The following is a 22,058-nucleotide window of genomic DNA, read 5'->3' as shown; positions in this document are numbered from 1 at the left end:
AATGGCGCCGACACGTCTGGAATTGCGGCGGCAGCCTGTTACATTCACCTTTGTTATGCGCATCAAACCCGTCAACCTCAAACATACCGTTGCGGCACTTGGTGGCCTTGTGTTGCTGTCGGGTCTGGCGATGGCCGACCCGGTGCCGCCGCAATTGCTGGATAAACTGCGCAATGCCCCAGAGGCAGAGGCAGGCCGCATCGCGCGCGAGGTCGAAACCATCTGGTCGCGCTCAGGCTCTGCCGCGATGGATTTGCTGCTCAAGCGGGGCCGCGACGCATTGGATGCGGGCGATGCCGTGCTGGCCATCGATCATCTGACCGCGCTGACCGACCATGCGCCGGATTTCGCCGAAGGCTATCACAGCCGCGCCCAGGCTTATTACCGTGCCAACCTTTACGGGCCTGCGCTGGATGATCTGGAACGCACGCTGGCGCTGAACCCCGACAATTACAACGCGATCTTTGGATTGGCCGTCATGGTGCAGGAGTTTGGCGATCTGCGCCGCGCCGCCACGCTTTATCGCAAAGTGCTGGCGCTTAACCCCCATCATGGAAATGCGCAGATGGCGCTGGACGCGCTGCGGCGCGACGGCATCGGGCGCGAACTTTAATTCAGGAAACATCTGGTGGCAGGTAACACGCGAGTCGTGGCCGTTCTTGGCCCGACAAATACGGGCAAAACGACCTATGCCATCGAACGGATGCTGGCGCACCGCACCGGGGTGATCGGCCTGCCGCTGCGTCTGCTCGCGCGCGAGGTCTATGACCGCATCGTCGCCCTGCGTGGTCCCTCGGTGGTGGCGCTGGTCACGGGCGAGGAACGCATCGTGCCGCCGCGCACCCAGTATTGGGTCTGTACGGTCGAAGCGATGCCCGAAGGCATGGGCGCCGATTTCGTGGCCATCGACGAGATACAGCTTTGCGCCGACCCCGAACGTGGCCACGTCTTTACCGACCGTCTGCTGCGCGCACGCGGGCTACATGAAACGCTGTTTTTGGGCTCTGACACCATGCGCGGCACGATTGCGGCACTGGTGCCGGGCGTCGATTTCATGCGGCGTGACCGGATGAGCGATCTGATCTATTCTGGTCAGAAAAAGATAAGCCGAATGCGGCCCCGCAGTGCAATAGTCGGGTTTTCGGTTGAGAATGTATATGCAATTGCTGAGCTGATCCGCCGCCAGAAGGGCGGGGCGGCGGTGGTCATGGGCGCGCTTTCGCCGCGCACGCGCAATGCGCAGGTGGCGATGTATCAAAACGGCGACGTTGACTTCCTTGTTGCCACCGATGCCATCGGCATGGGGCTGAACCTTGATGTTGAACACGTCGCGTTTTCCGCGCTGAGCAAATTTGACGGCCACCGGATGCGCCCGCTGGCCCCCAACGAACTGGCCCAGATCGCAGGCCGGGCCGGGCGCGGGTTCAACCACGGCACCTTTGGCGTGACGGGCGACGCACCGCCGCTGGACGATCAGGTCGCCCGTGCGATCATGGATCACAGTTTTACGCCGCAGAAGAAAGTTAACTGGCGCAATCACGCGCTGCAATTTGGCAGCATCGACCGCCTGATCCAGACGCTCGAGATGCCGCCTGACCATGAACGCCTGGTGCGCGCGCGCGAGGCAGACGATCTGCGCGCGCTCAAGGCGCTGGCCCAGGTAGACGAGGTTTTTGCTCGTGCCAGCGATGGGGCGTCGGTCAAATTGCTATGGGATGTCTGCCGCATCCCCGATTTTCGCGGCATAAGCCACGCCGAACATGCGGGCCTGCTTGAGACCATATTTAACGATCTGCACCAGCGCGGCCACATCCCCGACGACTGGCTGGCGCGACAAATCAAACGAATTGATCGAACCGATGGCGACATTGATGCGTTGTCCAAGCGACTGGCGTTTATCCGCACTTGGACTTACGTTGCCCAACGCAAGGGCTGGACGAAGGACGAAAGCCATTGGCGCGGGGCGACGCGTGTCGTAGAAGACCGCTTGTCAGATGCGTTACACGAACGCCTGACGCAAAGATTTGTAGATCGGCGCACCTCTGTGTTGTTGCGCCGGCTTGGACAGAAGGAAGCCATGGTGGCCGATGTAAACGAGACCGGAGAAGTCACCGTCGAGGGTGAATTTGTAGGCAAGCTGGACGGGTTCCGCTTTCGGGCGGACAAAGGTGCGGGTGCCGCAGAGGATAAAACGATTAAATCCGCTGCCTTGCAGGCGCTTGCCCCGCAGTTCCATCTGCGCGCTGACCGGTTTTACAACGCCCCCGACACCGAAATTGATTTCACCGAACAAGGTGGATTGATGTGGGGCAATTCCGCTGTTGGCAAACTGGTGGCGGGGCCTGAGGGGCTCAAGCCGCAGGTCGAGGTGTTTGTCGACGACATTGCCGGACCAGAGGTCGCACAAAAGGTGCAACGCCGCCTGCAACACTTTATCGACCGCAAGATCGCAGCGCTGTTCGAGCCGCTCGTGGCCCTTGGCAAGGACGAGGCACTGAGCGGGCTGGCCCGTGGCTTTGCCTTTCAATTGGTTGAAAACTTTGGCCTACTGCCGCGCGCACAGGTCGCTGACGACGTCAAGTCGCTGGATCAGGAGGCCCGCGGCGCGCTGCGCAAGCATGGCATCCGCTTTGGCCAGTTCACCATCTTCATGCCGCTGCTGTTGAAACCAGCGCCCACCCGTCTGCGGCTGGTGCTGTGGTCGTTGACCAAGGGCCTGTCGGAATTCCCGGAATCGCCGCCCCCCGGTCTGGTCACAATCCCGGTCGAGGCCGATGCGCCCGCCGGTGCCGACACGATGGCAGGCTACCGCAACGCGGGCGCCCGCGCGATCCGCATCGACATGCTGGAACGTCTGGCCGACATGCTGCGCGCCCAGGATTCGCGCGGCGGGTTCGAGGCCAAGCCGGACATGTTGTCGATCACCGGCATGACGCTTGAGCAGTTCTCGGACCTCATGCAGGGCTTGGGCTATAAGGCCGAAAAGGGTGAACGCACCAAGGTCAAACCGGTGACCGAGGTGATGCCAAAAGCCGAACAGGACGCGCCCGCCGCCGATACACCCATCATGGACGTTGCCGCCGAACAGCCTGAGGGCGGCATTATCGAAACACCCGACGCACCAGCGCCTGCAGACACCCCAGAAGGGGTCGCGGCCCTGCCGGACGAAGGCATAGCACCCATCGCGGCAGAGCCCGCAGACACCGCCGAAGTGTCAGACGGCATCTCCGAGGTGCCACAAGAAGAAACGCCAATTGGCACAGCCCCCGATGCTGATATCGCCGGGGCCGAGATGGAGGTTTTCTATACCTTCACCTGGGCGCGCGCGCCACGCGGCAACGCAGGCCCCCGTCGCAGTGGTGGCGAACGTCCACAAGGCCAAGGCCAAGGCAAGGGCCGCGGTAAACCACAGGGCAACGGCCGTAAGGGCGCACCCGGTGGCGACAAGGGCGCCAAGACACAGAACTTCTCGGCCCGCCCGCCACGCAAGGAAAAGGCCATCGACCCTGACAACCCCTTTGCAGCCGCGCTGATGGGGCTGAAGGACAACAAGTAATTGGCAGAAGCGGGCGGAAAACTACGGCTCGATAAATGGCTGTGGCACGCCCGCTTCTTCAAGACCCGCTCGCTTGCTGCCGCCCAGGTGCAGGCGGGCGCGGTGCGTATCAACGAAAACCCCACCCATAAACGTGCCAGCATCGTCGGCCCCGGCGACGTGCTGACCTTTGTGCAGGGTGATCATATTCGCGTGATCCGCATCGAGGCCGTGGGCAATCGGCGTGGCCCGGCCCCCGAAGCACAGGCGCTTTACACCGATCTGTCCCCACCTCAGCCAAAATCAAAGGACAAACCGCCCGAGAATCCGGCGTTTGAAGGAAAAGGCCGCCCGACCAAACGCGACCGAAGGGCGCTTGATCTTTCTAAGGCGCGCCACCTTGAATGATCCTGCCCCCTGATTTAGCTAGTCATCAGACCTCTCAGCCAAAGTTGACCGCATGACCTATATCGTGAACGACGCCTGCATCGCCTGTAAATACACCGACTGTGTCGAGGTATGCCCGGTGGATTGCTTTTACGAAGGCGAGAACATGTTGGTCATCCACCCGGATGAATGTATCGACTGCGGCGTCTGCGAACCGGAATGCCCCGCCGACGCGATCAAGCCTGATACAGAGCCGGACATGGAAAAATGGGTCGAGTTCAACCGGAAATATTCTGAGCTTTGGCCGGTGATCATCACCAAGAAAGACCCGCTGCCCGACGCCGAAGAGATGGACGGCAAAGAGGGCAAGATGGAGCTGTTTTCCGAGGCCCCAGGCGAAGGCGGCTGATTCGCGCCTAAGCCTCTATCCAAAAGCTTGGGAAATACGTGTAAGCCCCTGAAAGTGCGTCGCGTTTTATGGGGCACCGCTGGTGGCGCTTTCGGATGGTCCGATTCTGTGTTATGATGGTCTCAAAGCTGTAACAGACGGGCATGAAATGTCTCAACCACGTGGCTGCGGTTGAAATCACCCTTCAAGATCAGATGCACCCGGACGCAAGCCGAGAGGCTCTCGCCCGCATGTGTCTTTGACTGTTTGTTCAGATGTTATGTGAAAATAGCGGTTCTGCCCCGCGCCCCAAGGAGCGATCTATATGACCAAATCGAAAAAGCTTGATTTCCGCCCGAATGAATTCGTCGTCTATCCCGCACATGGTGTGGGGCAAATCATTTCGGTCGAGGAACAAGAAGTTGCCGGCATTTCGCTGGAGCTGTTTGTGATCTCGTTTGAAAAAGACAAGATGACCCTGCGTGTTCCGACCCACAAGGCGACCGAAATCGGCATGCGCGCGCTTAGCAGCCCCGATGTGATCAACCACGCGATGAAAACCCTCAAGGGCAAGGCCAAGGTCAAGCGCGCCATGTGGTCCCGCCGTGCGCAGGAATATGAGCAAAAGATCAACTCTGGCGACCTGATTGCAATTGCTGAAGTCGTGCGCGACCTGCACCGCACCGACGACCAGCGCGAGCAGAGCTATTCCGAACGTCAGCTTTATGAAGCAGCGCTTGAGCGTCTGACCCGTGAAGTTGCTGCCGTCAGCGGCGGTGATGAACTGGCCGCAGCCAAGCAGGTCGGCGATGTGCTGGAAAGCCGCGTCGCGGCCTAAGCTGCGCATGGAGTGTCGCGGCCTAAGCTGCGCCTAGAAAATCGCAGCCTAAGCTGCGCTTAGAATGTCCCGGCCCGAGGTTGGCGATTTCTGAAGATGTTACTGATTACACCGCGTCCCGATGGGGCGCGGTGTTTTTTATGTGGCGTCCCAGCCAAACACCATCATTTGACAGCCGATCAGCAAGGCGATCTCGACCACCTGTTGCGTCGCCCCCAGAACATCGCCGGTCTGCCCGCCGATCTTGCGCCGCGCCACCTGCCGCACCACCAGCGTAGCAAAGCCCGCCAGCACGAACAGCCAAAACGCCGACACATCAGGTGCGGCGATCATCACGATAACCGCCAGCCCCAAGGCCAGCCCCGTGGCGACGGCGCCGGGCCGCCCTGTGCGGTCCGACAGCCCGTCGCGGCGCGCGATCGGTAGGCTGTTCATCACCCAGACCATCGCAGCGCGCGACCCGCAGGCCGCGATCACCAGCGGCCAGAGCATCGCGCCATCGGTGATCAATTCGCTGATTAGATACCAACGCAGGAACAGCGACAGCACCAGCGCAATCACCCCGTAGCTGCCCACGACGCTGTCTTTCATGATGCGCAGGCGCTTGTCCGCGCTCCACCCGCCCCAAAAGCCGTCGGCGCAATCGGCCAGCCCGTCCTCGTGCATAGCGCCGCTCAGCATCACCAGCACGATCAGGACGAAAAACGCCGACAGTGCCGGGGTCGCCCCCATGCGGCCAAAGGCTTCTCCGACACCCGCCGCGATCAGGGCCAGCACGATCCCCACCAGCGGATAGGCCCAAGCCCCCCGCGCGGCGGGGCGGCGGGCCTCGGTCGCGGCGTGAAAATGCGGCAAGGGCAGGCGGGTCAGCAGGGCAAAGGCCATGGGAATGTCACGGGCGCGAAAGCTTGCCCTGAGTTGGGGCGCGAAACTGGCCCAAGTTTTGCCGATGTCGGTAATGGCCATGATTTCGCCCCTTCGGCACTTACAGCCGGGTCAAGCTAAGGCTAGACAGGGCTGGAAACAATCCGCAAAAAGGCCCGATATGTCCCAGTCTTTCGCCACACTCTCTGATTTTCGCGCGCTGCTGGGCGCTCAATCCGGCATCGACAGCGCAAGCGAGGCGGCGGCCCGGAGCCATGACAGCCAGTTGACCAAACCCCCCGGCGCGCTGGGGCGTCTTGAGGATCTGGCGGTCTGGTATCGCGGCTGGCGCGGCGGGGCGGTGGTGGAAATCACCGCGCCGCAGGTGATTGTCTTTGCGGGCAATCATGGCGTTGCTGCGCGTGGTGTATCGGCCTTTCCCGCCGAAGTGACCGGACAGATGGTGATGAACTTTCAACTGGGCGGTGCGGCGATCAACCAGATCGCCCGCGTGAACGGCGCCGATCTGGATGTGGTGCCGCTAGAGCTTGACCGCCCCACCGCAGATTTCACCGCAGGCCCCGCCATGGATGAGGCCGATCTGGTTACCGCCCTGCGCGTCGGTTGGGACGCGGTGAACCCCTTGGCCGATCTGCTGGTCGTGGGTGAAATGGGCATCGCCAACACGACATCTGCGGCTGCGCTGGCCTGTGCGCTGGCGGGCGGCGACGCCCGTGATTGGACAGGGCGCGGCACCGGTGTGGACGACGCCGGGCTGGCCCTCAAGACGCAGGTGGTGGCCGAAGGCGTGGCGCTGCACGCAGGGCAGGGCGATGGGCTTGAAACCCTGCGCCGTCTGGGTGGGCGCGAATTGGCTGCGATGGCGGGTGCCATGGCGCGCGCGCGCAGCCTGCGCATCCCGGTGATCCTTGATGGCTTTATCTGCTGTGCCGCGGCGCTCTGCCTTGAGAAATCACAGCCCGGCGCGCTGGATCACGCAGTGGCCGGCCATCAAAGCGCCGAAAGCGGCCACGCCCGCCTGTTGGCGATATTAGACAAAGAGCCGCTGCTGAACCTGCGCCTGCGTCTGGGCGAAGCATCCGGTGCCGCGCTGGCCATTGCCGTGCTCAAGGGCGCGCTGGCCTGTCACGCGGGCATGGCAACCTTTGCCGAAGCGGGGGTTAGCGACGGGTAGCGATTCTGGTATCGCGATCGTCGCCATCCCGCCCGGACGGACGGGCGATTGGCTTGGCCACGTCGCTCAGGCGCGTTTTTTGTCATCCTCGTCACCCCGGTTGAGAAAGGCCGTTTCCAGATCTTTCTGCAATTCCTTGGCGCGGGCCACATAGGCCTTGTTCTCTGACGGGGGAACATCAGGCCGCCAAAGTGTCGCCAATTCACGCACCGATGCGCGGTCATGGCTATAGAACATGCGTTCCGCCTCATTCGCTTCGTAGTCCGATAGCCCCATGTTTTCCAACACGTAACGCCCCGCGCGCAATGAACTGTCGAACATTTCGCGCACGATGTCATTGGCACCCGCCTGATACTGGCGGTACACATCGGTGCGGTCATGGGCGCGTGTCACGATATGCAGATCGGGCCGCTGCTTGCGGGCATAGGCGATCAGTTGCAGCGCGGCCTTTTGATCATCCAGCGCCACCACCAGAACCTGTGCGTCCTTCAGCCCCGCCTTGCGCAGGATGTCAGGGCGCGTCGGGTCACCCAGAAACGCCTTGAACCCGAACCGCCGCATTACGGCGATGGTTTCAGGATTATTGTCCAGTACCACGGTCTGAAATCCACTCGCCTGCACCAGCCGGTTCACGATTTGGCCAAAACGTCCCACCCCAGCGATGATCACCGGTCCCTTTGCGTCGATCTCGTCCGGCACGATCGGGCCGCTGTCGGTCATCCTCTTGCTGATCCCGTCGTAAAGGATGAACAACAGCGGCGTGATCAGCATCGACAGCGCGATCACCAACAGCAGCGTTTCGGCAATCGGATCGGGCATGACACCGGTTGCGACAGAAAAACTGACCAGCACGAAGCCGAACTCACCCGCCTGTGCCAGCGCCAGCGCAAACAGCCAACTGTCGCGCCCGCGCAGTTTGAACGCCCGCCCCAGCACCAGCAGGATCAGCGCCTTCACGATAATCACCAGCAGGGCCATGCTGACAAGGATCAATGGCTTGGCAAACAACAGCTCAAAGTTGATCCCCGCCCCCACGGTGATGAAAAATAGGCCCAGCAGCAGCCCCTTGAATGGCTCAAGGTCGGTCTCCAGCTCATGGCGAAATTCGCTGCTGGCCAACACTACACCGGCCAGAAACGCCCCCAGTGCGGGCGACAGCCCCACCACCATCATCAGGAATGAAATCCCCACCACGATCAGCAGCGCCAGCGCCGTGTACATCTCGCGCAGATGTGCGGAATGGATGAAGCGGAACACCGGCCGGGTAAAGAACACGCCGACAATAATGATCGACGCGATGGCCCCCAGTGTCACCAGCGTGACCCCCCAGGCCGGCAGACTCTGGACAAAGCTCTGGGCGGCATGGGCCAAGTCATCGCCGTTGCCTTCCACAGCTTTATGCGCGGTTTCAATCTGGTCAGCATCCAGCGAAATCGACCCGTCCGGCAACATCCCCGCCGGGAATCCAATCGCCAGCAGCGGCAGAAAGGCCAGAATGGGGATCACCGCGATGTCCTGGGTCAGCAGCACCGAAAACACCGATCTGCCGCCCTGGGTCTGCATCAGCCCCTTTTCCGACAGGGTCTGCAACACGATCGCGGTCGATGACAGCGACAGCGTCAGGCCAATGGCCAGCGCCACCGACCAGGACTGGTCATAGGCCATTGCGATCCCCATCAGCGCGGCGGTCGACAGAACCACCTGCAATCCACCCAGCCCCAGCAGCCTGTGCCGCATGTCCCACAGCGCGCGGGGTTCCAGCTCAAGCCCGATCAGGAACAGCATCATCACGACGCCGAATTCCGCAAAATGCTGAAGATCCTTGGTTTCTGACCCAACCAGATGGAACACCGGCCCGATCAAAATGCCCGCCGCGAGATAGCCCAGAACAGACCCAAGCCCCAGCCGCGCTGCAATCGGCACCGCGATGACGGCGGCGGCCAGGTAAATCGAGGCTTGGAACAGGAAACCTTCCATGGGGGTCCTTTCGGGTCGGGTCGTATTATCAGGTCGGCAGCGGCCCGTCCTGCTTTAGCTGGTCCATGACGATCTGGCTGTGCACCCGCGCCACTGCGACATGCGGCAGCAGCACATCGTGGATCAGGCTGTTCAGGCTCGGCAAATCAGCACAGTAGACCCTCAGAAGGTAGTCCGCATCCCCCGTCATTGTCCATGCGCTCACGATCTCGGGGCGCGTGGCGATAAGCCGCGCAAAACTGGCGGAATGATCCGGCCCATGGGTGCCCAGATGCACCTGAACGAACCCCTGTACGTTCAACCCCAGCGCCACCGGGTCCAGCCGCGCATGATAGCCGCGAATATACCCATCAGCTTCCAACCGCTGCCGCCGCCGCCCCGCCTGACTGGGCGACAGATGCAGCATGTCACCCAGTTCCTGCGCCGTCAGATGCGCGTTCTTTTGCAGCGCTGTCAGCAGCCGCGTGTCTATTTCATCCAACATCGTGCGTCTTTCCCGCATGCTTTGACAAAACTATGCGGCAAACGCGTGAAAATGAACAGTCCGATGCCCAACAATGCGCAGATACAGCGCGACACCGCCGATAGGATGCGGTCAAACCAGACCTTCAAGGAGACTGCCATGGGCCCCTTTCCACATGACGCACCAAAATCGACGATCAACGCGGAAAACCCCGCCGGCACGGACGGCTTTGAATTCGTCGAATTCGCCAGCCCTGATCCGGAATCCCTGCGCGATGTCTTTAGCAAGATGGGCTATGCCCATGTCGCCAATCACAAGACCAAACAGATCGAACTTTGGCAGCAGGGCGATATCACCTATGTGCTGAACCACGACCCCGACAGCTTTGCCGCCCGTTTTGTCAAAGACCATGGCCCCTGCGCCCCGTCCATGGGCTGGCGGGTGGTCGATGCCGACAAGGCGCTGGCCCATGCGGTTGCCAATGGTGCCGAGGAATACAAAGGTGACGGCAAGGTGCTCGACGTGCCGGCGATCATGGGCATCGGCGGGTCGCTTTTATATTTCGTGGACCAGTATTACGACACATCGCCCTACAATTGGGAATACGACTGGATCGCGCAATCCAAACCGGAGGGGGTCGGTTTCTATTATCTCGATCACCTCACCCATAACGTCCACAAGGGCAACATGGACCTGTGGTTCAAGTTCTACGGCGATCTGTTCAACTTCCGCGAAATCCGGTTTTTCGACATTGCAGGCAAATTCACGGGTCTGACCAGTCGCGCGCTGACCTCGCCTTGCGGGCGCATCCGCATCCCGATCAACGAAGACCGGGGCGAAACCGGGCAGATTGTTGCCTATCTTAAAAAATACAATGGCGAAGGCATCCAACACATCGCTGTCGGCGCGCGCAATATCTATGACGCAACCGATGCAATTGCCGACAATGGGCTAAAATTCATGCCGGGCCCACCCGAGACCTATTATATGATGAGCAAGGACCGCGTGACCGGCCACGAGGAGCCACTGGACCGGATGCAGAAGCACGGCATCCTGATTGACGGTGAAGGCGTGGTAGACGTGGATGGCAAAGACGGCGGCGAAACCCGCATCCTGCTGCAAATTTTCAGCAAAACCGTGATCGGTCCGATCTTTTTCGAATTCATCGAACGCAAGGGCGACGACGGTTTCGGTGAGGGCAACTTCAAGGCCCTGTTCGAATCCATCGAACAGGAACAGATCGACAATGGCGAGTTGAAAGCCTCCTGACCCTGCGCTCCGGCCCCTCTCTTTTTGGTCTTAATATTCCCGGGGGGTTTGGGGGGCTGGCCCCCCAATAGACGGCTTGGTTTGGGGGGCTGGCCCCCCAATAGATGTCTTGGGTTTGGGGGGCTGGCCCCCCAATAGATGTCCTGGGTTGGGGGGCTGGCCCCCCAATAGATCGCTAACGCGGCGCCCGGTGTCAGCTCTTGGGCATCTGCAAGACGACGTTGCGGCCCCGTTTGACATAGACCAATTCCTTGTCGCCGATCGCCGACACCCGCCCGCCATCCAGACGGTCACCAACAGCGACCTTCTCGTAGCGGCCATTGCTCAGGCGGACCAAGGCGCGGCGGCTGGACGGTTTGCCGTAAACCCCGATCAAATTAACCTGCCGCAGATTGATCGCATTCTTCACCGTCGCCTGTTTTGCCACCGAAGCAGTGGAGGGTATCGACGGGGTGACGGTGCGGGGCGCCACGATGGCCGCGCTGGCCGCGCTGGCAACACGGGTTTCGGGCGCGGGCGCTGAACGCTCGGCGCGTTTGACGATCCGGGCGAAATTGCGCGGCCGCACATCGGGGCGGCGCGACGCGGTGGCGGCAAGCTTTGTCGCGTTTTCAAAGGCCTGCGGCGTGGCAAGGGCTGCGGCGACGGCTGCCGATGTATCGACTGTCGCAAGCGGTGTCTCTATCGCGGCAACTTCGGTCACAGCGGCCTCTTCTTGCACCGACCGGGGCCGCATGGCGGGGCGGAACCCGGCCAGTTCGACCTTGGTCAACCCATCAAGCTGCGCGCGCTCGGTGGTTTCGGCCAGATCATTTGGCCGGTTGCGCGGTCGCAATTTGGCCAGCGGGTTGGGCGCTTCTGGGGTTTCCTCGGCCACCGCCTCGCCGCCCTCGGGGCGTGTCATGGTGGCAGGCGGCACCACCTCCGGGCGGCCCAGAAAGACGGTAAAGCCGTCCGGGCTCGGCGCCCCTGCGGCGGTGGGGATCACCAGACCGCGCGCGTCCAGCGTGAATTGTGTCCCCGCCGCAGGGGGAGAGGCGACATTGCCGGGCGTAACATCGGTCACGAACCCGTCGACGGCGGGCAGGGCCACGGCATCCGTCGAGGTGCTCACGGGGTCGATGCTCGTCAGGTACAGGTCTTCGATGTCTACCAGCCCGGCCGGCTCCGGCGGCACGTCCGGCGCGCGGGGAAAGATGCCGGTGGCGGCATAACGGGCTTCAATTTCGTCTTCGGTCAATTGTGGCAGCGGCGGTGGTGCATCTGGTACGCGCAGCGCATCCAGCACGGCGCCGTCTTCATCCGTCAGGTCAGGCTCCAGCGATGCGATCTCGATGTCATCATCGGCGGGGGCGTCGATGCTGGGCTGTGGGTCGACCGCCGTCGGGCCCGACGCGGTCACCCTTGGGCTGCGGTCACCAAAGAGCCGCGACAGGCTCATCCCATCGTCGAGAAAGATCGAGGCCCAAGCCGCGACACCGGCCAGGAACACCAAAAGCGCGGCTGTCAGGATCAGGCCCAGAAACCGTGGTTTGCCCCGCACGTCCGTGCTGCGCCGGGCGCCAAAGACGGTCATGCGTTCGGCTTCGTTGGCGGGGGCGCGGCTCGTTGCGGCTTTGCCTTTGGGCTGATCAGATGTGCCACGGCCGGTGGGTTTGGGTTTGCGGCGGCTTAGGAAACCGCCAGCGGCCGCTGACGCCACGGGGGCAAGCGATGTGCTGTCGGGTTGCATGGTGCCGCTGTTGACGCCCGCCTCGGTGCCCGTGCCGTCAGATGCGGGTGGCTTGGGTGCCATCGGGGCCGCAGTGCCTGCCGGGGCGGGCAGATCGTCGCGGCGTTGTCCGCCCAGGCTGCGGGGCGCGTCCGACGCAGGCAGGTCGGTGCTGCGTCTGCTGGCAAAGCCGACGGGCGGCGTTGTGGGCGCGGCGCCGCTGGCCGATGGCGCAGGCGGCCCGACGGGCGTTGCTTTGGCGTGTGTCGGGGGCTGCTGCCCTGTCTGGGGCGCATTTGGCTGGGCAGGTTTGGGCGGCCCGGCGACAGGCGCAGGCTTGGCGCTGGCTGGAGCCGGGGCCGTTTGTGCGGTGTCTGTCTTGGCGGGTTGGGGTTCGGATATGGGGGCCGCAGTCGGTTCGGGCCTGGTTTCGACCTTCGGTGTGGCAACGTCCGGTTTGGTAATGTCCGGTTTGGTAACGGGGGGCTGTTCCTCGGGCGCTTTGATTTGCGCTGCTGCAGGGGCCTCTGCCACAGGGGCAGTGGTCGGCAGAATCGCATCGCCGATCACGACAACGGCGACATCGTCCGGTTCGACGTCATCGCCCGCGTCGAGCAAATCAGGGGCGGCTTTGGTTGCGCCGAAATAGGGCGCACCAAGGTAGGGCTGGTCATCGGGCACGGCGGCAAAGCAGACCGGGTGAAACCGGTGTTCCATCGCAAAGGCTTCTGCCTCGGCCAGGGTTTCCTGCGCCACGGCGGCGACATGGGTGCGCGGCCCGTCGATGCTGATGTCAAAGGCAAGATCGGCCACGGCATAGGGGGTGGCACCATCAAGTGCTGTTTGGGCCGCCATGCGCCGCGCGTCAGGCGACTGGTCGGGTGTGTCGATGGTCAGATACTTGATCTGCTCATTGGGAATCAGCAGCTTGCTGCGCAGCCCGCCCGGTTCAAGAGAGGTGGCGGTCTTGCGCAGCATGGCAAGCTCGGCGGCCATATCTTCGGCATCAAGAGCTACATCCCCGACAACACGCCACCCACCCGCTGCGCGGTGCAGCAGACGAATACCTTGGAACGACAGGGACAGGGCAAAATTTGGCTTCATCGCAATGACTTTAACATGGGGTCAGGCGCGGCGACAGACACACCCGGGATGAGAGTGACGATAGAGCAGGAGTTTGCCCATGGAAAGGGCGAGGGGCGCACAGCCGCTTGTCTTTGTCGTCAACCAGTGGGCACATACGGCGGCATATGACAGCTGAAAGGAGCGTGATCATGCGTATAGTTAAATGGGTGGCCTTGATTTGGGTCATGGGCGCCAGTGTTTTGGCCGCCCAAGAGGCAGAGCAAGGGATCGTGGTAACCGGCGAGGGCCGCATCGCCGCAGAACCGGATATGGCGACGATCACGTTGGGCGTCACCGAAAATGCTGCAACAGCGAAAGAGGCGATGGACAAGGTGACACAGGCGGTCAGTGCCATTCTGACGCGGCTGGACGCGCAGGGTATCGCGGCAAAGGATCGCCAAACCAGCCGGTTCTACCTGCGCCCGGTCTACGACAACCGTCCGCGCGAAGATGGCACGCAGCCTGAGATCAACAGCTACGAGGCGGGCAATTCCGTCACTGTCAAAGTCCGCGACCTGCCGGCCCTGGGCGGCATGATGGATGCGGTTCTGGAGGAAGGCGCGAATGATTTCAACGGCCTGGACTTTGGCCTGGAAGATCCAAAGGATGCACTCGCCGAGGCCCGCAAGGCAGCGGTCGCTGATGCGACGGCGCGCGCGCAGCAATTGGCCGATGCGGCCGGGGTGCAATTGGGAACAGTGCTGCGGATGACGGAAAATTCTTATTCGTCGCAGCCCAAGATGTTCGAGGCGGCCCGCATGGGTGCCGCAATGGACAGCGCCATCGCCCAGGGCGAGGTCGAGGTGCAGGCGCAGGTGACGATGGTTTTTGCCATCGCCCCCGTGCAGTAACGTAAAGGCCGTGAGGTAAAGACAGAAGGCGCTGCCGGATTTTGGTTCGGCAGCGCCTCTTTTTTTGTGGGCTTCACTGCCCCGCACGCAAAGTCATCAGAGCGCCGGGCGTGACAGCCCGCGCAAGGCTTAGCTGACAGCCTTGGTCAGCGCCTGATCGAGATCTGCGATCAGATCGTTGGCATCTTCGGTCCCGATCGACAAGCGTACCACATTTGCGCCAGCGCCTGCGGCCTCTTGCTGTTCTGGCGACAGTTGCCGGTGGGTGGTCGAGGCAGAGTGGATGATCAGTGAGCGTGTATCGCCGAGGTTGGCGACATGGCTGAAAATCTCCAACGCGTTGACCAGTTTCACGCAGGCGTCGTAGCCGCCCTTGACCGCAAAGGTAAACAGACCCCCCGCGCCCTTGGGGCAGACCTTTTTCATCCGATCGTGGTAGGGCGAGGATTTTAGCCCGGCATAGGTCACGTAATCAACCCGGTCGTCCTTTTCGAGCCATTCGGCCACGCGCACGGCGTTCGTCACATGGCGGTCCATCCGCAGCGACAGGGTTTCAGTACCCATCAGCGTATAATGCGCTGCCTGTGGGTTCATGGTCATCCCCAGGTCGCGCAGGCCTATGGCGATGCCATGGAAGGTGAACGCCAGCGGACCGAATGTTTCGTGGAACTTCAGCCCGTGATAGGCCGGCTCCGGCTGGCTGAGCGACGGGAATTTGTCATTTGCGGACCAGTCGAACTTGCCCGAATCCACGACCGCCCCGCCGGTCACGGTGCCATTGCCGGTGAGGTATTTGGTGGTGGAATGCACAACCAGCGTCGCACCCAGCTCGATCGGGCGGCACAGGTAGGGTGTGGCGCTGGTGTTGTCGATGATCAGCGGGATGCCCGCCGCATCGGCGACATCCGCGATGGCGCGCACATCCATGATATAGCCGCCGGGGTTCGCGATTGCCTCGCCAAAGATCGCGCGGGTGTCGTCGTCGATTGCCGCTGCCACTGCCTTGGGGTCGTCAAAGTCGACAAAGGTACAAGACCAGCCAAAGCGTTTGATTGTGTGGCTGAACTGCGTGACCGTGCCGCCATATAGTCGCGTCGAGGCGACGATGTTCTTGCCCGGACCCATCAGCGGGAACAGAGCCATGATCTGCGCCGCGTGGCCGGACGAACAGCAGACCGCGCCAACGCCGCCTTCTAGCGTGGCAATGCGTTCTTGCAGCACGGCAACGGTGGGGTTGGTCAGGCGCGAATAGATGAACCCGACTTCTTGCAGGTTGAACAGGGCCGCTGCGTGATCGGCGTCGCGGAATACGTATGCGGTGGTTTGATAGATCGGCGTCTGGCGCGCGCCGGTGGCGGGGTCGGGGCGGGCCCCTGCGTGAATTTGCAGGGTGTCAAAGCCGTGTTCGGGGGCATCTGTCATTTTTCTGTCCTCCTGTGGGAATGCTTGCACAGGTGTAGGCCGAATGCAGGATGCACTCAACGGGCGTTTCTGTCATCGCCGCGCCGCTATCGCATAGAGTCAAAGTATGTTGACGCAGGCGATATTATCGCATACACCACAAGTATGTTTTCACATAGGAGACCCGAAATGGGCAAAGTTGAAAAGATTACAAAAGGCAAGGCAGTGGCAGCAGCGGCGACAGGTGATGCAGCGGATCGCGGCGCGCGCCGTGCCAAACGGCTTGAGAAACTGGCCAAGGCCAGCACCGTCACCTTTACCATGGAAACAGCCGTGCGCCGTTTCATGGATGCGCAGGCCAAGGCGGCCGGTATGAACCTGACCCATTACATGCAGCAGCTGGTTGATAACCACGTGATCGAATCTGCCCCGGCGGATGATGCGTTGGCCCAGCGTCTGGCAGCCAAGCGCCATGTCATCAGCGAAGTTGTCGCGCGTGCCAAGGCGATGGATGCCGCTGGCAAATTCGAGGATCATTTCATTCTGAACGTGGTGCAAGATGCCGCCAAGGATGCCACCTTTGCCAAGCAATACGACGTGGCCAGCAGTGGCGGCGCCGAAGCGGGCAGCCGCGCGGCCCAACGCGCCCGCGTGTCGCTGAACCAGCAGATCGGTCGTGTGATCAAGAAAGCAATCGGCGCGCGCAGCAAGCGCACTGAAAAGGGCAAGATCGCCCGCGCCCAAGTACAGGACGCGCTGATCTCGACCTACACCTTGCTGGATAAACCCAGCTAAGGCACCTGCAAAAGCAACGCGGAAGGGCTGCGCCGGGGACCCCCGGTGCAGTCTTTTCGTTTTATCGGTTGGGGATCGTGGGAAGCCTGTAAGAATGGCGGCGCCGCCAGATCGGATATACGAGACAGGATTTTATCCCTGCATGTCTGAACCGTTCAGATATGGCGCGGATGGTTTCGCGCCTCTGGTCCTTGGGTAGGCTTGTTGCAACGGGGATAAGAATGAGGTGCGGGCGTTAAGATCGGGTGAGGCCTGCGTACGGTCAAGGTAGGGGCCCATCACCGCCCCCCGTGGGGCGGGCAGGGAACGGCCCGGCGCTTGCGGCATGGGTCCTAGTCGATTTAGCGCATCCAGAACCCATTTGACTTAATCCGGTTGCGGATCGCCTGTTCCTTGCGCGGCAGGTTGTCCTGATCAAACAGCGCCCGCACCTTGGCCCCGCGTCCCTGATAGATCATCCGCTTGATCGCCTCATGCCCCTTCAACACCTTTTTGATCTTGTTGGGGGATGCGATTTCTTCCAGCACCTGCACGGCCAGATCGCTTTCGCGGGCGTAAAGCAGCGGCAGCAGTCGGTAGTGGCACGTCACCGACCCATCCATCAGCCCCTCGGGCAAGACATTGCGCCCGCCGCCCAAGGCGTGGATCACCAGTGGCAGAACCACCTGATCCAGCCAGGGATCAAAGCTCTGGCAGCACAGTTCGACCGGGGGATTGTCGCGGGTTTCCAGCGCGTAATGCAGGAATTTTTCGCCAAATTCATGCGGGCAGCGATAGTAAAAGAACCCCGCGTTGAAATAGAGGTAACGCCGCCAGTATTCGTCCGGCTGGGTCAGATCCAGACTGCTGTCGAAATCCAAATCAAACTTGTCATAAAGCGATTTCCACAGGCCCGTATATCCCGGCCCATAAAGCTGCGGGATCGGCCATGTGCCTTCGCGTCGCAGGGACGCGCTGGGCCGGTCAAAGTCAAACGGCACTGCCGCCAGATCCCCGGTGATCAGCGTATCACTGTCGAAAAACACAAATGGTTCGCCCTTGGGCAGGGCGCTGAGCATTTCTATCTTGTTGCCATAAGGGTAGGCGCTGCCGAAATGTTTGCTGTCAAAGGGGATGATTTCTGCCCCCAGATCAGTCAATGCCGCGCGCAGTTCGTCATTCTTGATCTGTGGGTCGTTTTTCCACAGCGGGCCGTTTTGGGGTTCCGCCACCAGCAGCCTGCCTTTGAAATCCGGTGCGCAGTGGCGCAGCGAGGCGGCAAAGAGCAGTGCTTCATAGGCCAGACGCCCCTGCTGGGCGACAATAACGACGTTGAAAGTTTGCGACAGGCGCGGTTTGCGTGCCATACTCGAATGCGGCCCCCGGATTTTTTAGATCACTATAGGGGCAAGATTGATTTGGCAAAAGGCGGCATTTGCGCCGCAGGATGATAGTGTATTCAACAATGGGGGTTTATGATGATTGATGTATTATTCGCCATGATCGCGGCGGGGGTGAACGGTGCAGACGGGCAGACGGACGGGGCCGGGCAGAGCGCGCAGGCGCAGACGCCCCCCGCCGTGACGACACCCGCCACCGAGGCTCCGCAGCCCGACGCGACCGCCGAGGCGGGCACGCCCCCCGCGATTGCGCCGCTGGCCCCTCCTACGGTCGCCATTGCGCCGGACAGTGTGATCGTTGGGCAGGGTACCTTGCTGGAAGGGGCGCCGGCGGCACCTGCACCTTCCACCGCCCCAACCGCCGTGGCCCCCACAGCCGCGCCGGTCATACCCGCGCCCCAGGGCGACGGGTACAACATGGGCGTGGTGCCGACCGGGCTGATCGCCGAACCCCAGACCCCCAGTGGCAAGTTCACGACCGCGCTTGAGGTTAGGCCGATACTGAACGCGACCAAGGGCAGTTGGATCGCCGTGCGCGAATACGAGGGCAAGGACTACCTCTATGTCACCCATATCTGGAGCTGGCGCTGCGGCCTTGCCGCGATGGCGATTTCGGTAAATGGGGAAACGATGCAGAATTGGCCGCTGCCGCCATGTCACACGCAATTTTCAACGCCCAACGCTATTCTAGAAGACGACGGCAACCCGTTGCTGACCTTCAAGCCCGGATCGGTTCAGAATGTCACCATACAGGTGGTTTACGATGATCTGAGCATGGATGTGGCGCGCTTTGCCCGGGGTGATGTGCTGATCCCCTGAGGCGGGCATGGCTGTGGTGTGGGCACGGTAGAGCATCCCCCAGACCATCAATACAGCCGCTCTTGCTCGTCCGTTGTGTGATCCGTTTGAACGTCGTCGAGCGTCTGATCCCTGTCGACGGTGGCCATAACCCATTGGGCCAGTGTCGGGGCAGTTTTACGTGCGGGCCATGTGTCGGGATACCAAAGGCGCGACCTGATCAATGATTTTGAGCAATGCATGAACGCTTCTTCCACCTCGACGACCAGTGCCAGCAGGGGTTCCTTGCCATTGACCGCGTGGCGTTTGCTGATCGCGCGGTCCTTGACGATGCGCGCCTTGCCGGCCACGCGCAGGGTGTCGCCATGCCCTGGCACAATGAACAGGATCGCGACATTCGCGTCCTCAAGGATGTTCTGAAATCCGTCGACGCGGTGGTTGCCCAGCCGATCGGGGATGATCAGGGTTTTAGTGTCGTAAACCTCGACAAAGCCGGGGTGATCGCCCTTGGGGGACACGTCGATCAACCCCTGTGACGATTTGGTGCCAAGGATGATAAAGGGCGCAACCGCGATAAACGCGCGCGCCACATCGTTCAATTCATCTGTCACCTTCATGAAAGTATTGGTGAAACCCTCGGTCGGCAGCAGCGCACGCAGGCGCGAGAGTGATGTGATTTCCTCGTCAACGTGCAGCATTCCAAATATCTTTCTGTCTAAACCATCCACAGAGATGCGGATCTCGGGACAGCATAGCAGATTACGAGCGAAACTCAGAATGGGGGAGGCGATTGCCGGAAGAGACGGTGCTATGAAAGGCCGTTGCGCTGGCGGTCTCATCGCGTTTGACATGCGACTGCCGTGCCTGACACATCGCATTCAGATGTGGCTACGCCAAGGACGATGCGGACAGCTTATCTGCGGTTGGTCAGCTCCCTTGGCACAGCTGAAGGCTGCGGAATGAGCAGGACGAAGTCAGGCGCTCCGACACTGACGACCCCATCGGATTATGACGTAGGCTTTGGCAAACCACCGTCCGCAACCCGCTTTAGGCCAGGGCAATCGAGTATAAGGTTCAGTGGGAGCGGGAGCTCGACAGACGCAAAAAATTTGATATCACAGATCTTCCAGATCCGCTGCCGCACCCGGATCACGTCAAGGTCAATTTCCGGACTGGCAGCGTTCACTTTGCCGGTCCGATGACCAAGGAAGAGAAGGTCGAATACAATGATCTCGTTCGGACGAAGGAGGTTTTGCGTGATGGGATAAAAGAACTCACAGCCCTTCTGGAGACGGAAGAGGATCCGCAGGAATGCGAAGATATCGAGCGCCATATTCAGCTGGGACGGGAAAGCCTCGATTGCATTCTCAGAGCGATACCGGATTGAAAACCAGCAAGGCAGGCTTGGTGGAAATTCGTAAATATTTGCACCAGGCTGACCCGGATATGAAAACAAGGGTCAATCTGCGGTGCATAAATCAGATGCAGGATTAAACACACCTCAACAACCAAACCCTTTTGCTCTGGGAGCAAGTCCAGAGTTCTGTAATTGGGTTCAATTAGGCTCAATAGGGCAGGGGTTTCCCTTTGCCATAGTGATGCAGCGATCGACTCCAAGGGCGGTTTCCAGACCTTCGCTGCGGCAGCGAAGAATAGCTAAGGATCGTGGAAACCAGACATTCAAATTACAAGTTATGTTGCTTCCTGTTTCTTCGCCTAAAGCCCGAAGCAAGTAATTGTTGCCATTTGATACGCAAGGTTTAGTGTTCGAGAAGTCCGAGCTTAGCAGTACCGATAACCAACAGATGTTAACCAAGTCGTTCGTCTTACACCCGGTTGGAGTTCTGGCTCACCCTCTCCTGTGTGACAGCGGCGAGAACAGCGGGAACGAACCGTAGCTATCATGAAAAAAATTAGAAAAGGCGAGGTATACAGATTTCCGGAATCGGCATGTTTAGCAAGTGTTTCGACTACAGGTGGCATCGTTTTGGTTACACAGCAGCGTCCGGTACATGGGAAAACTACAATCGAGTTACCCGGCGGTAAGATTCGAGAAAACGAAAATGCGTATGATTGCGTAGTACGTGAGTTTCTCGAAGAAACTGGTCTCGTTGCCTCAGCTCCAGAGTTGTTATTCTCGCTCGATATGGACTTTTCAACTTCTTTTCATAAAACTCATGTTTTTCTTGATGACCGTGTGGGCGATCATCTGCCCAAAAAGGATGCGCAGACGGTCGAATTGCTTGAAGCCTTTCGGCTAGTTAAGGACGGAACTGTCACTCACGCACCAACTGTCGCCGCATTGATGTATCTGAAGTCTGAGTTTTAGTATGATGGACCCTATAGACGTAACTGATTTGAGCCTAAGCACCCTTTCCAATTTTATTGCAGCAATTGTGATGTTCTTTTTCGGATATTTTTCAAAATGGGCTATCTCCGCCTATCGGTTCCGAGATAGAAATCAGATCTGGAAGCCATTTTTGTCATACAGTATGCCAATCCCAACATTTATCGTCGACAAACCTGGAAGTGCCGGGAGCCTAGGAAAGGTCAGCTTAACGGATGTAGAAGCTTTTTCAGACTTGCGCTCTGAGGTGGAACGTGTTGGGGGCCAACTTCAATTGGAAAGAGCCTCGTTGGCGCAAGCGGGACGGTACGATGGTGGGCCCATCATTTGTTTAGGCGGACCTCTAACCAACTCGCTTACTGCCCTATACTTGGATAGATTTGACGAGAGCATACCAGTTAAATTCTCATCTACAGACAAAGGTTTCTACTTTGAAGACGTCCTATACTCGACCGAAATTAATCCTGATACAGATGGTATCTCAAAGGATTATGCGCTGACCATTTACGTCCGGGAGCTAAGCCCACAAGACAATGAAACAGGATGCGGCTTAGTTATTTTTGGTCTTCGAGGTGTAGGAACAAACGCTGCAGTAACCCATTTCATCAAAGGGAAGCAAGTGTACAGGCAGATTTTGCGAAGTCCTAAACAAAGCTATTGGGCGTTGATCGAAGTGAACCTAAAGGACGGTCAAGTGTCCAAGAAAAGTACTGTAGGCCAAGGCGTCTTCTAGTT

20 protein-coding genes are annotated in these 22,058 nt (G+C 60.2%); 13 read left to right on the top strand and 7 right to left on the bottom strand.

Annotation, left to right across the window (positions count from 1 at the left end):
• Window positions 1–55 precede the first annotated feature (55 nt).
• The 5 genes from AC1965_RS13450 (at window position 56) to AC1965_RS13430 (ending at window position 5,148) form a co-directional block, all read left to right on the top strand.
• Entirely contained in the window at window positions 56–613 is a 558-nt protein-coding gene (locus AC1965_RS13450) for a tetratricopeptide repeat protein (protein WP_483887047.1), read from the top strand.
• Between the two features lie 15 nt (window positions 614–628).
• Window positions 629–3,556: a helicase-related protein gene (locus AC1965_RS13445; RefSeq protein ID WP_483884362.1), complete on the top strand. Its 2,928-nt coding sequence runs from the start codon at window positions 629–631 to the stop codon at window positions 3,554–3,556.
• On the top strand, window positions 3,557–3,943 hold the full coding sequence (locus AC1965_RS13440; RefSeq protein ID WP_483884361.1) for an RNA-binding S4 domain-containing protein: 387 nt from the start codon (window positions 3,557–3,559) through the stop codon (window positions 3,941–3,943).
• A 52-nt stretch (window positions 3,944–3,995) separates the two neighbouring features.
• The gene (gene fdxA, locus AC1965_RS13435) at window positions 3,996–4,331 is read left to right on the top strand and encodes a ferredoxin FdxA (RefSeq protein WP_483884360.1); all 336 of its coding nucleotides are present in this window, start codon (window positions 3,996–3,998) and stop codon (window positions 4,329–4,331) included.
• A gap of 304 nt (window positions 4,332–4,635) precedes the next feature.
• Window positions 4,636–5,148: a CarD family transcriptional regulator gene (locus tag AC1965_RS13430; protein WP_483884359.1), complete on the top strand. Its 513-nt coding sequence runs from the start codon at window positions 4,636–4,638 to the stop codon at window positions 5,146–5,148.
• Window positions 5,149–5,286: 138 nt separating this feature from the next.
• Here the strand turns inward: AC1965_RS13430 and cobS are convergent, their stop codons facing one another.
• The gene (gene cobS / locus AC1965_RS13425; RefSeq protein WP_483884358.1) at window positions 5,287–6,114 is read right to left on the bottom strand and encodes an adenosylcobinamide-GDP ribazoletransferase; all 828 of its coding nucleotides are present in this window, start codon (window positions 6,112–6,114) and stop codon (window positions 5,287–5,289) included.
• Between the two features lie 79 nt (window positions 6,115–6,193).
• Between cobS and cobT the strand changes: the two genes are divergently transcribed.
• The gene (gene cobT, locus AC1965_RS13420; protein ID WP_483884357.1) at window positions 6,194–7,207 is read left to right on the top strand and encodes a nicotinate-nucleotide--dimethylbenzimidazole phosphoribosyltransferase; all 1,014 of its coding nucleotides are present in this window, start codon (window positions 6,194–6,196) and stop codon (window positions 7,205–7,207) included.
• 66 nt (window positions 7,208–7,273) lie between these two features.
• Here cobT and AC1965_RS13415 read toward each other — a convergent pair whose 3' ends face one another.
• Window positions 7,274–9,184, bottom strand: a complete 1,911-nt coding sequence (locus AC1965_RS13415; RefSeq protein ID WP_483884356.1) for a monovalent cation:proton antiporter-2 (CPA2) family protein — start codon at window positions 9,182–9,184, stop codon at window positions 7,274–7,276.
• A 28-nt stretch (window positions 9,185–9,212) separates the two neighbouring features.
• A complete protein-coding gene (locus AC1965_RS13410; RefSeq protein WP_483887046.1) occupies window positions 9,213–9,668 on the bottom strand; it encodes an Lrp/AsnC family transcriptional regulator in 456 nt (151 codons plus the stop codon).
• Window positions 9,669–9,806: 138 nt separating this feature from the next.
• On the opposite strand from AC1965_RS13410, the gene hppD reads away from it, so the two are divergent.
• Window positions 9,807–10,916, top strand: a complete 1,110-nt coding sequence (gene hppD, locus AC1965_RS13405) for a 4-hydroxyphenylpyruvate dioxygenase (protein ID WP_483887045.1) — start codon at window positions 9,807–9,809, stop codon at window positions 10,914–10,916.
• Window positions 10,917–11,109: 193 nt separating this feature from the next.
• Here the strand turns inward: hppD and AC1965_RS13400 are convergent, their stop codons facing one another.
• A complete protein-coding gene (locus AC1965_RS13400) occupies window positions 11,110–13,731 on the bottom strand; it encodes a hypothetical protein (RefSeq protein WP_483884355.1) in 2,622 nt (873 codons plus the stop codon).
• Between the two features lie 170 nt (window positions 13,732–13,901).
• On the opposite strand from AC1965_RS13400, the gene AC1965_RS13395 reads away from it, so the two are divergent.
• The gene (locus AC1965_RS13395; RefSeq protein WP_483884354.1) at window positions 13,902–14,603 is read left to right on the top strand and encodes an SIMPL domain-containing protein; all 702 of its coding nucleotides are present in this window, start codon (window positions 13,902–13,904) and stop codon (window positions 14,601–14,603) included.
• Between the two features lie 129 nt (window positions 14,604–14,732).
• Here the strand turns inward: AC1965_RS13395 and AC1965_RS13390 are convergent, their stop codons facing one another.
• Entirely contained in the window at window positions 14,733–16,025 is a 1,293-nt protein-coding gene (locus AC1965_RS13390) for an O-acetylhomoserine aminocarboxypropyltransferase/cysteine synthase family protein (RefSeq protein WP_483884353.1), read from the bottom strand.
• Window positions 16,026–16,193: 168 nt separating this feature from the next.
• Between AC1965_RS13390 and AC1965_RS13385 the strand changes: the two genes are divergently transcribed.
• On the top strand, window positions 16,194–16,799 hold the full coding sequence (locus tag AC1965_RS13385) for a hypothetical protein (RefSeq protein ID WP_483884352.1): 606 nt from the start codon (window positions 16,194–16,196) through the stop codon (window positions 16,797–16,799).
• A 341-nt stretch (window positions 16,800–17,140) separates the two neighbouring features.
• Here AC1965_RS13385 and AC1965_RS13380 read toward each other — a convergent pair whose 3' ends face one another.
• Window positions 17,141–18,145, bottom strand: a complete 1,005-nt coding sequence (locus AC1965_RS13380; protein ID WP_483884351.1) for a hypothetical protein — start codon at window positions 18,143–18,145, stop codon at window positions 17,141–17,143.
• Between the two features lie 108 nt (window positions 18,146–18,253).
• Between AC1965_RS13380 and AC1965_RS13375 the strand changes: the two genes are divergently transcribed.
• Complete coding sequence (locus AC1965_RS13375) at window positions 18,254–18,997, top strand: hypothetical protein (protein WP_483884350.1); 744 nt, start codon at window positions 18,254–18,256, stop codon at window positions 18,995–18,997.
• Between the two features lie 47 nt (window positions 18,998–19,044).
• Here AC1965_RS13375 and AC1965_RS13370 read toward each other — a convergent pair whose 3' ends face one another.
• Window positions 19,045–19,674: an MSMEG_1061 family FMN-dependent PPOX-type flavoprotein gene (locus AC1965_RS13370; RefSeq protein ID WP_483884349.1), complete on the bottom strand. Its 630-nt coding sequence runs from the start codon at window positions 19,672–19,674 to the stop codon at window positions 19,045–19,047.
• 500 nt (window positions 19,675–20,174) lie between these two features.
• Between AC1965_RS13370 and AC1965_RS13365 the strand changes: the two genes are divergently transcribed.
• The 3 genes from AC1965_RS13365 to AC1965_RS13355 all read left to right on the top strand — a co-directional run bounded on the left by AC1965_RS13365 (window position 20,175) and on the right by AC1965_RS13355 (window position 22,056).
• Complete coding sequence (locus AC1965_RS13365; RefSeq protein WP_483884348.1) at window positions 20,175–20,363, top strand: hypothetical protein; 189 nt, start codon at window positions 20,175–20,177, stop codon at window positions 20,361–20,363.
• A gap of 516 nt (window positions 20,364–20,879) precedes the next feature.
• Complete coding sequence (locus AC1965_RS13360) at window positions 20,880–21,305, top strand: NUDIX hydrolase (RefSeq protein WP_483884347.1); 426 nt, start codon at window positions 20,880–20,882, stop codon at window positions 21,303–21,305.
• 1 nt (window position 21,306) lies between these two features.
• Window positions 21,307–22,056, top strand: a complete 750-nt coding sequence (locus tag AC1965_RS13355; protein WP_483884346.1) for a hypothetical protein — start codon at window positions 21,307–21,309, stop codon at window positions 22,054–22,056.
• The last annotated feature ends 2 nt before the right edge of the window (window positions 22,057–22,058 follow it).

Source organism: Sulfitobacter sp. KMM 9851 (assembly GCF_057178245.1).
Note: the sequence above shows the minus strand (reverse complement) of the source record. Positions and strands in the feature narration are given on the sequence as shown.

Coding starts and splice junctions, on each gene's coding strand:
- AC1965_RS13355 (WP_483884346.1), top strand. CDS start 21,307: ATGATGGACCCTATAGACGTAACTGATTTGAGCCTAAGCACCCTTTCC.
- AC1965_RS13380 (WP_483884351.1), bottom strand. CDS start 18,145: ATGGCACGCAAACCGCGCCTGTCGCAAACTTTCAACGTCGTTATTGTC.
- AC1965_RS13360 (WP_483884347.1), top strand. CDS start 20,880: ATGAAAAAAATTAGAAAAGGCGAGGTATACAGATTTCCGGAATCGGCA.
- AC1965_RS13400 (WP_483884355.1), bottom strand. CDS start 13,731: ATGAAGCCAAATTTTGCCCTGTCCCTGTCGTTCCAAGGTATTCGTCTG.
- AC1965_RS13415 (WP_483884356.1), bottom strand. CDS start 9,184: ATGGAAGGTTTCCTGTTCCAAGCCTCGATTTACCTGGCCGCCGCCGTC.
- AC1965_RS13450 (WP_483887047.1), top strand. CDS start 56: ATGCGCATCAAACCCGTCAACCTCAAACATACCGTTGCGGCACTTGGT.
- AC1965_RS13390 (WP_483884353.1), bottom strand. CDS start 16,025: ATGACAGATGCCCCCGAACACGGCTTTGACACCCTGCAAATTCACGCA.
- AC1965_RS13395 (WP_483884354.1), top strand. CDS start 13,902: ATGCGTATAGTTAAATGGGTGGCCTTGATTTGGGTCATGGGCGCCAGT.
- AC1965_RS13365 (WP_483884348.1), top strand. CDS start 20,175: ATGACCAAGGAAGAGAAGGTCGAATACAATGATCTCGTTCGGACGAAG.
- AC1965_RS13370 (WP_483884349.1), bottom strand. CDS start 19,674: ATGCTGCACGTTGACGAGGAAATCACATCACTCTCGCGCCTGCGTGCG.
- fdxA (WP_483884360.1), top strand. CDS start 3,996: ATGACCTATATCGTGAACGACGCCTGCATCGCCTGTAAATACACCGAC.
- AC1965_RS13375 (WP_483884350.1), top strand. CDS start 18,254: ATGATGATTGATGTATTATTCGCCATGATCGCGGCGGGGGTGAACGGT.
- AC1965_RS13410 (WP_483887046.1), bottom strand. CDS start 9,668: ATGTTGGATGAAATAGACACGCGGCTGCTGACAGCGCTGCAAAAGAAC.
- cobS (WP_483884358.1), bottom strand. CDS start 6,114: ATGGCCATTACCGACATCGGCAAAACTTGGGCCAGTTTCGCGCCCCAA.
- cobT (WP_483884357.1), top strand. CDS start 6,194: ATGTCCCAGTCTTTCGCCACACTCTCTGATTTTCGCGCGCTGCTGGGC.
- hppD (WP_483887045.1), top strand. CDS start 9,807: ATGGGCCCCTTTCCACATGACGCACCAAAATCGACGATCAACGCGGAA.
- AC1965_RS13385 (WP_483884352.1), top strand. CDS start 16,194: ATGGGCAAAGTTGAAAAGATTACAAAAGGCAAGGCAGTGGCAGCAGCG.
- AC1965_RS13430 (WP_483884359.1), top strand. CDS start 4,636: ATGACCAAATCGAAAAAGCTTGATTTCCGCCCGAATGAATTCGTCGTC.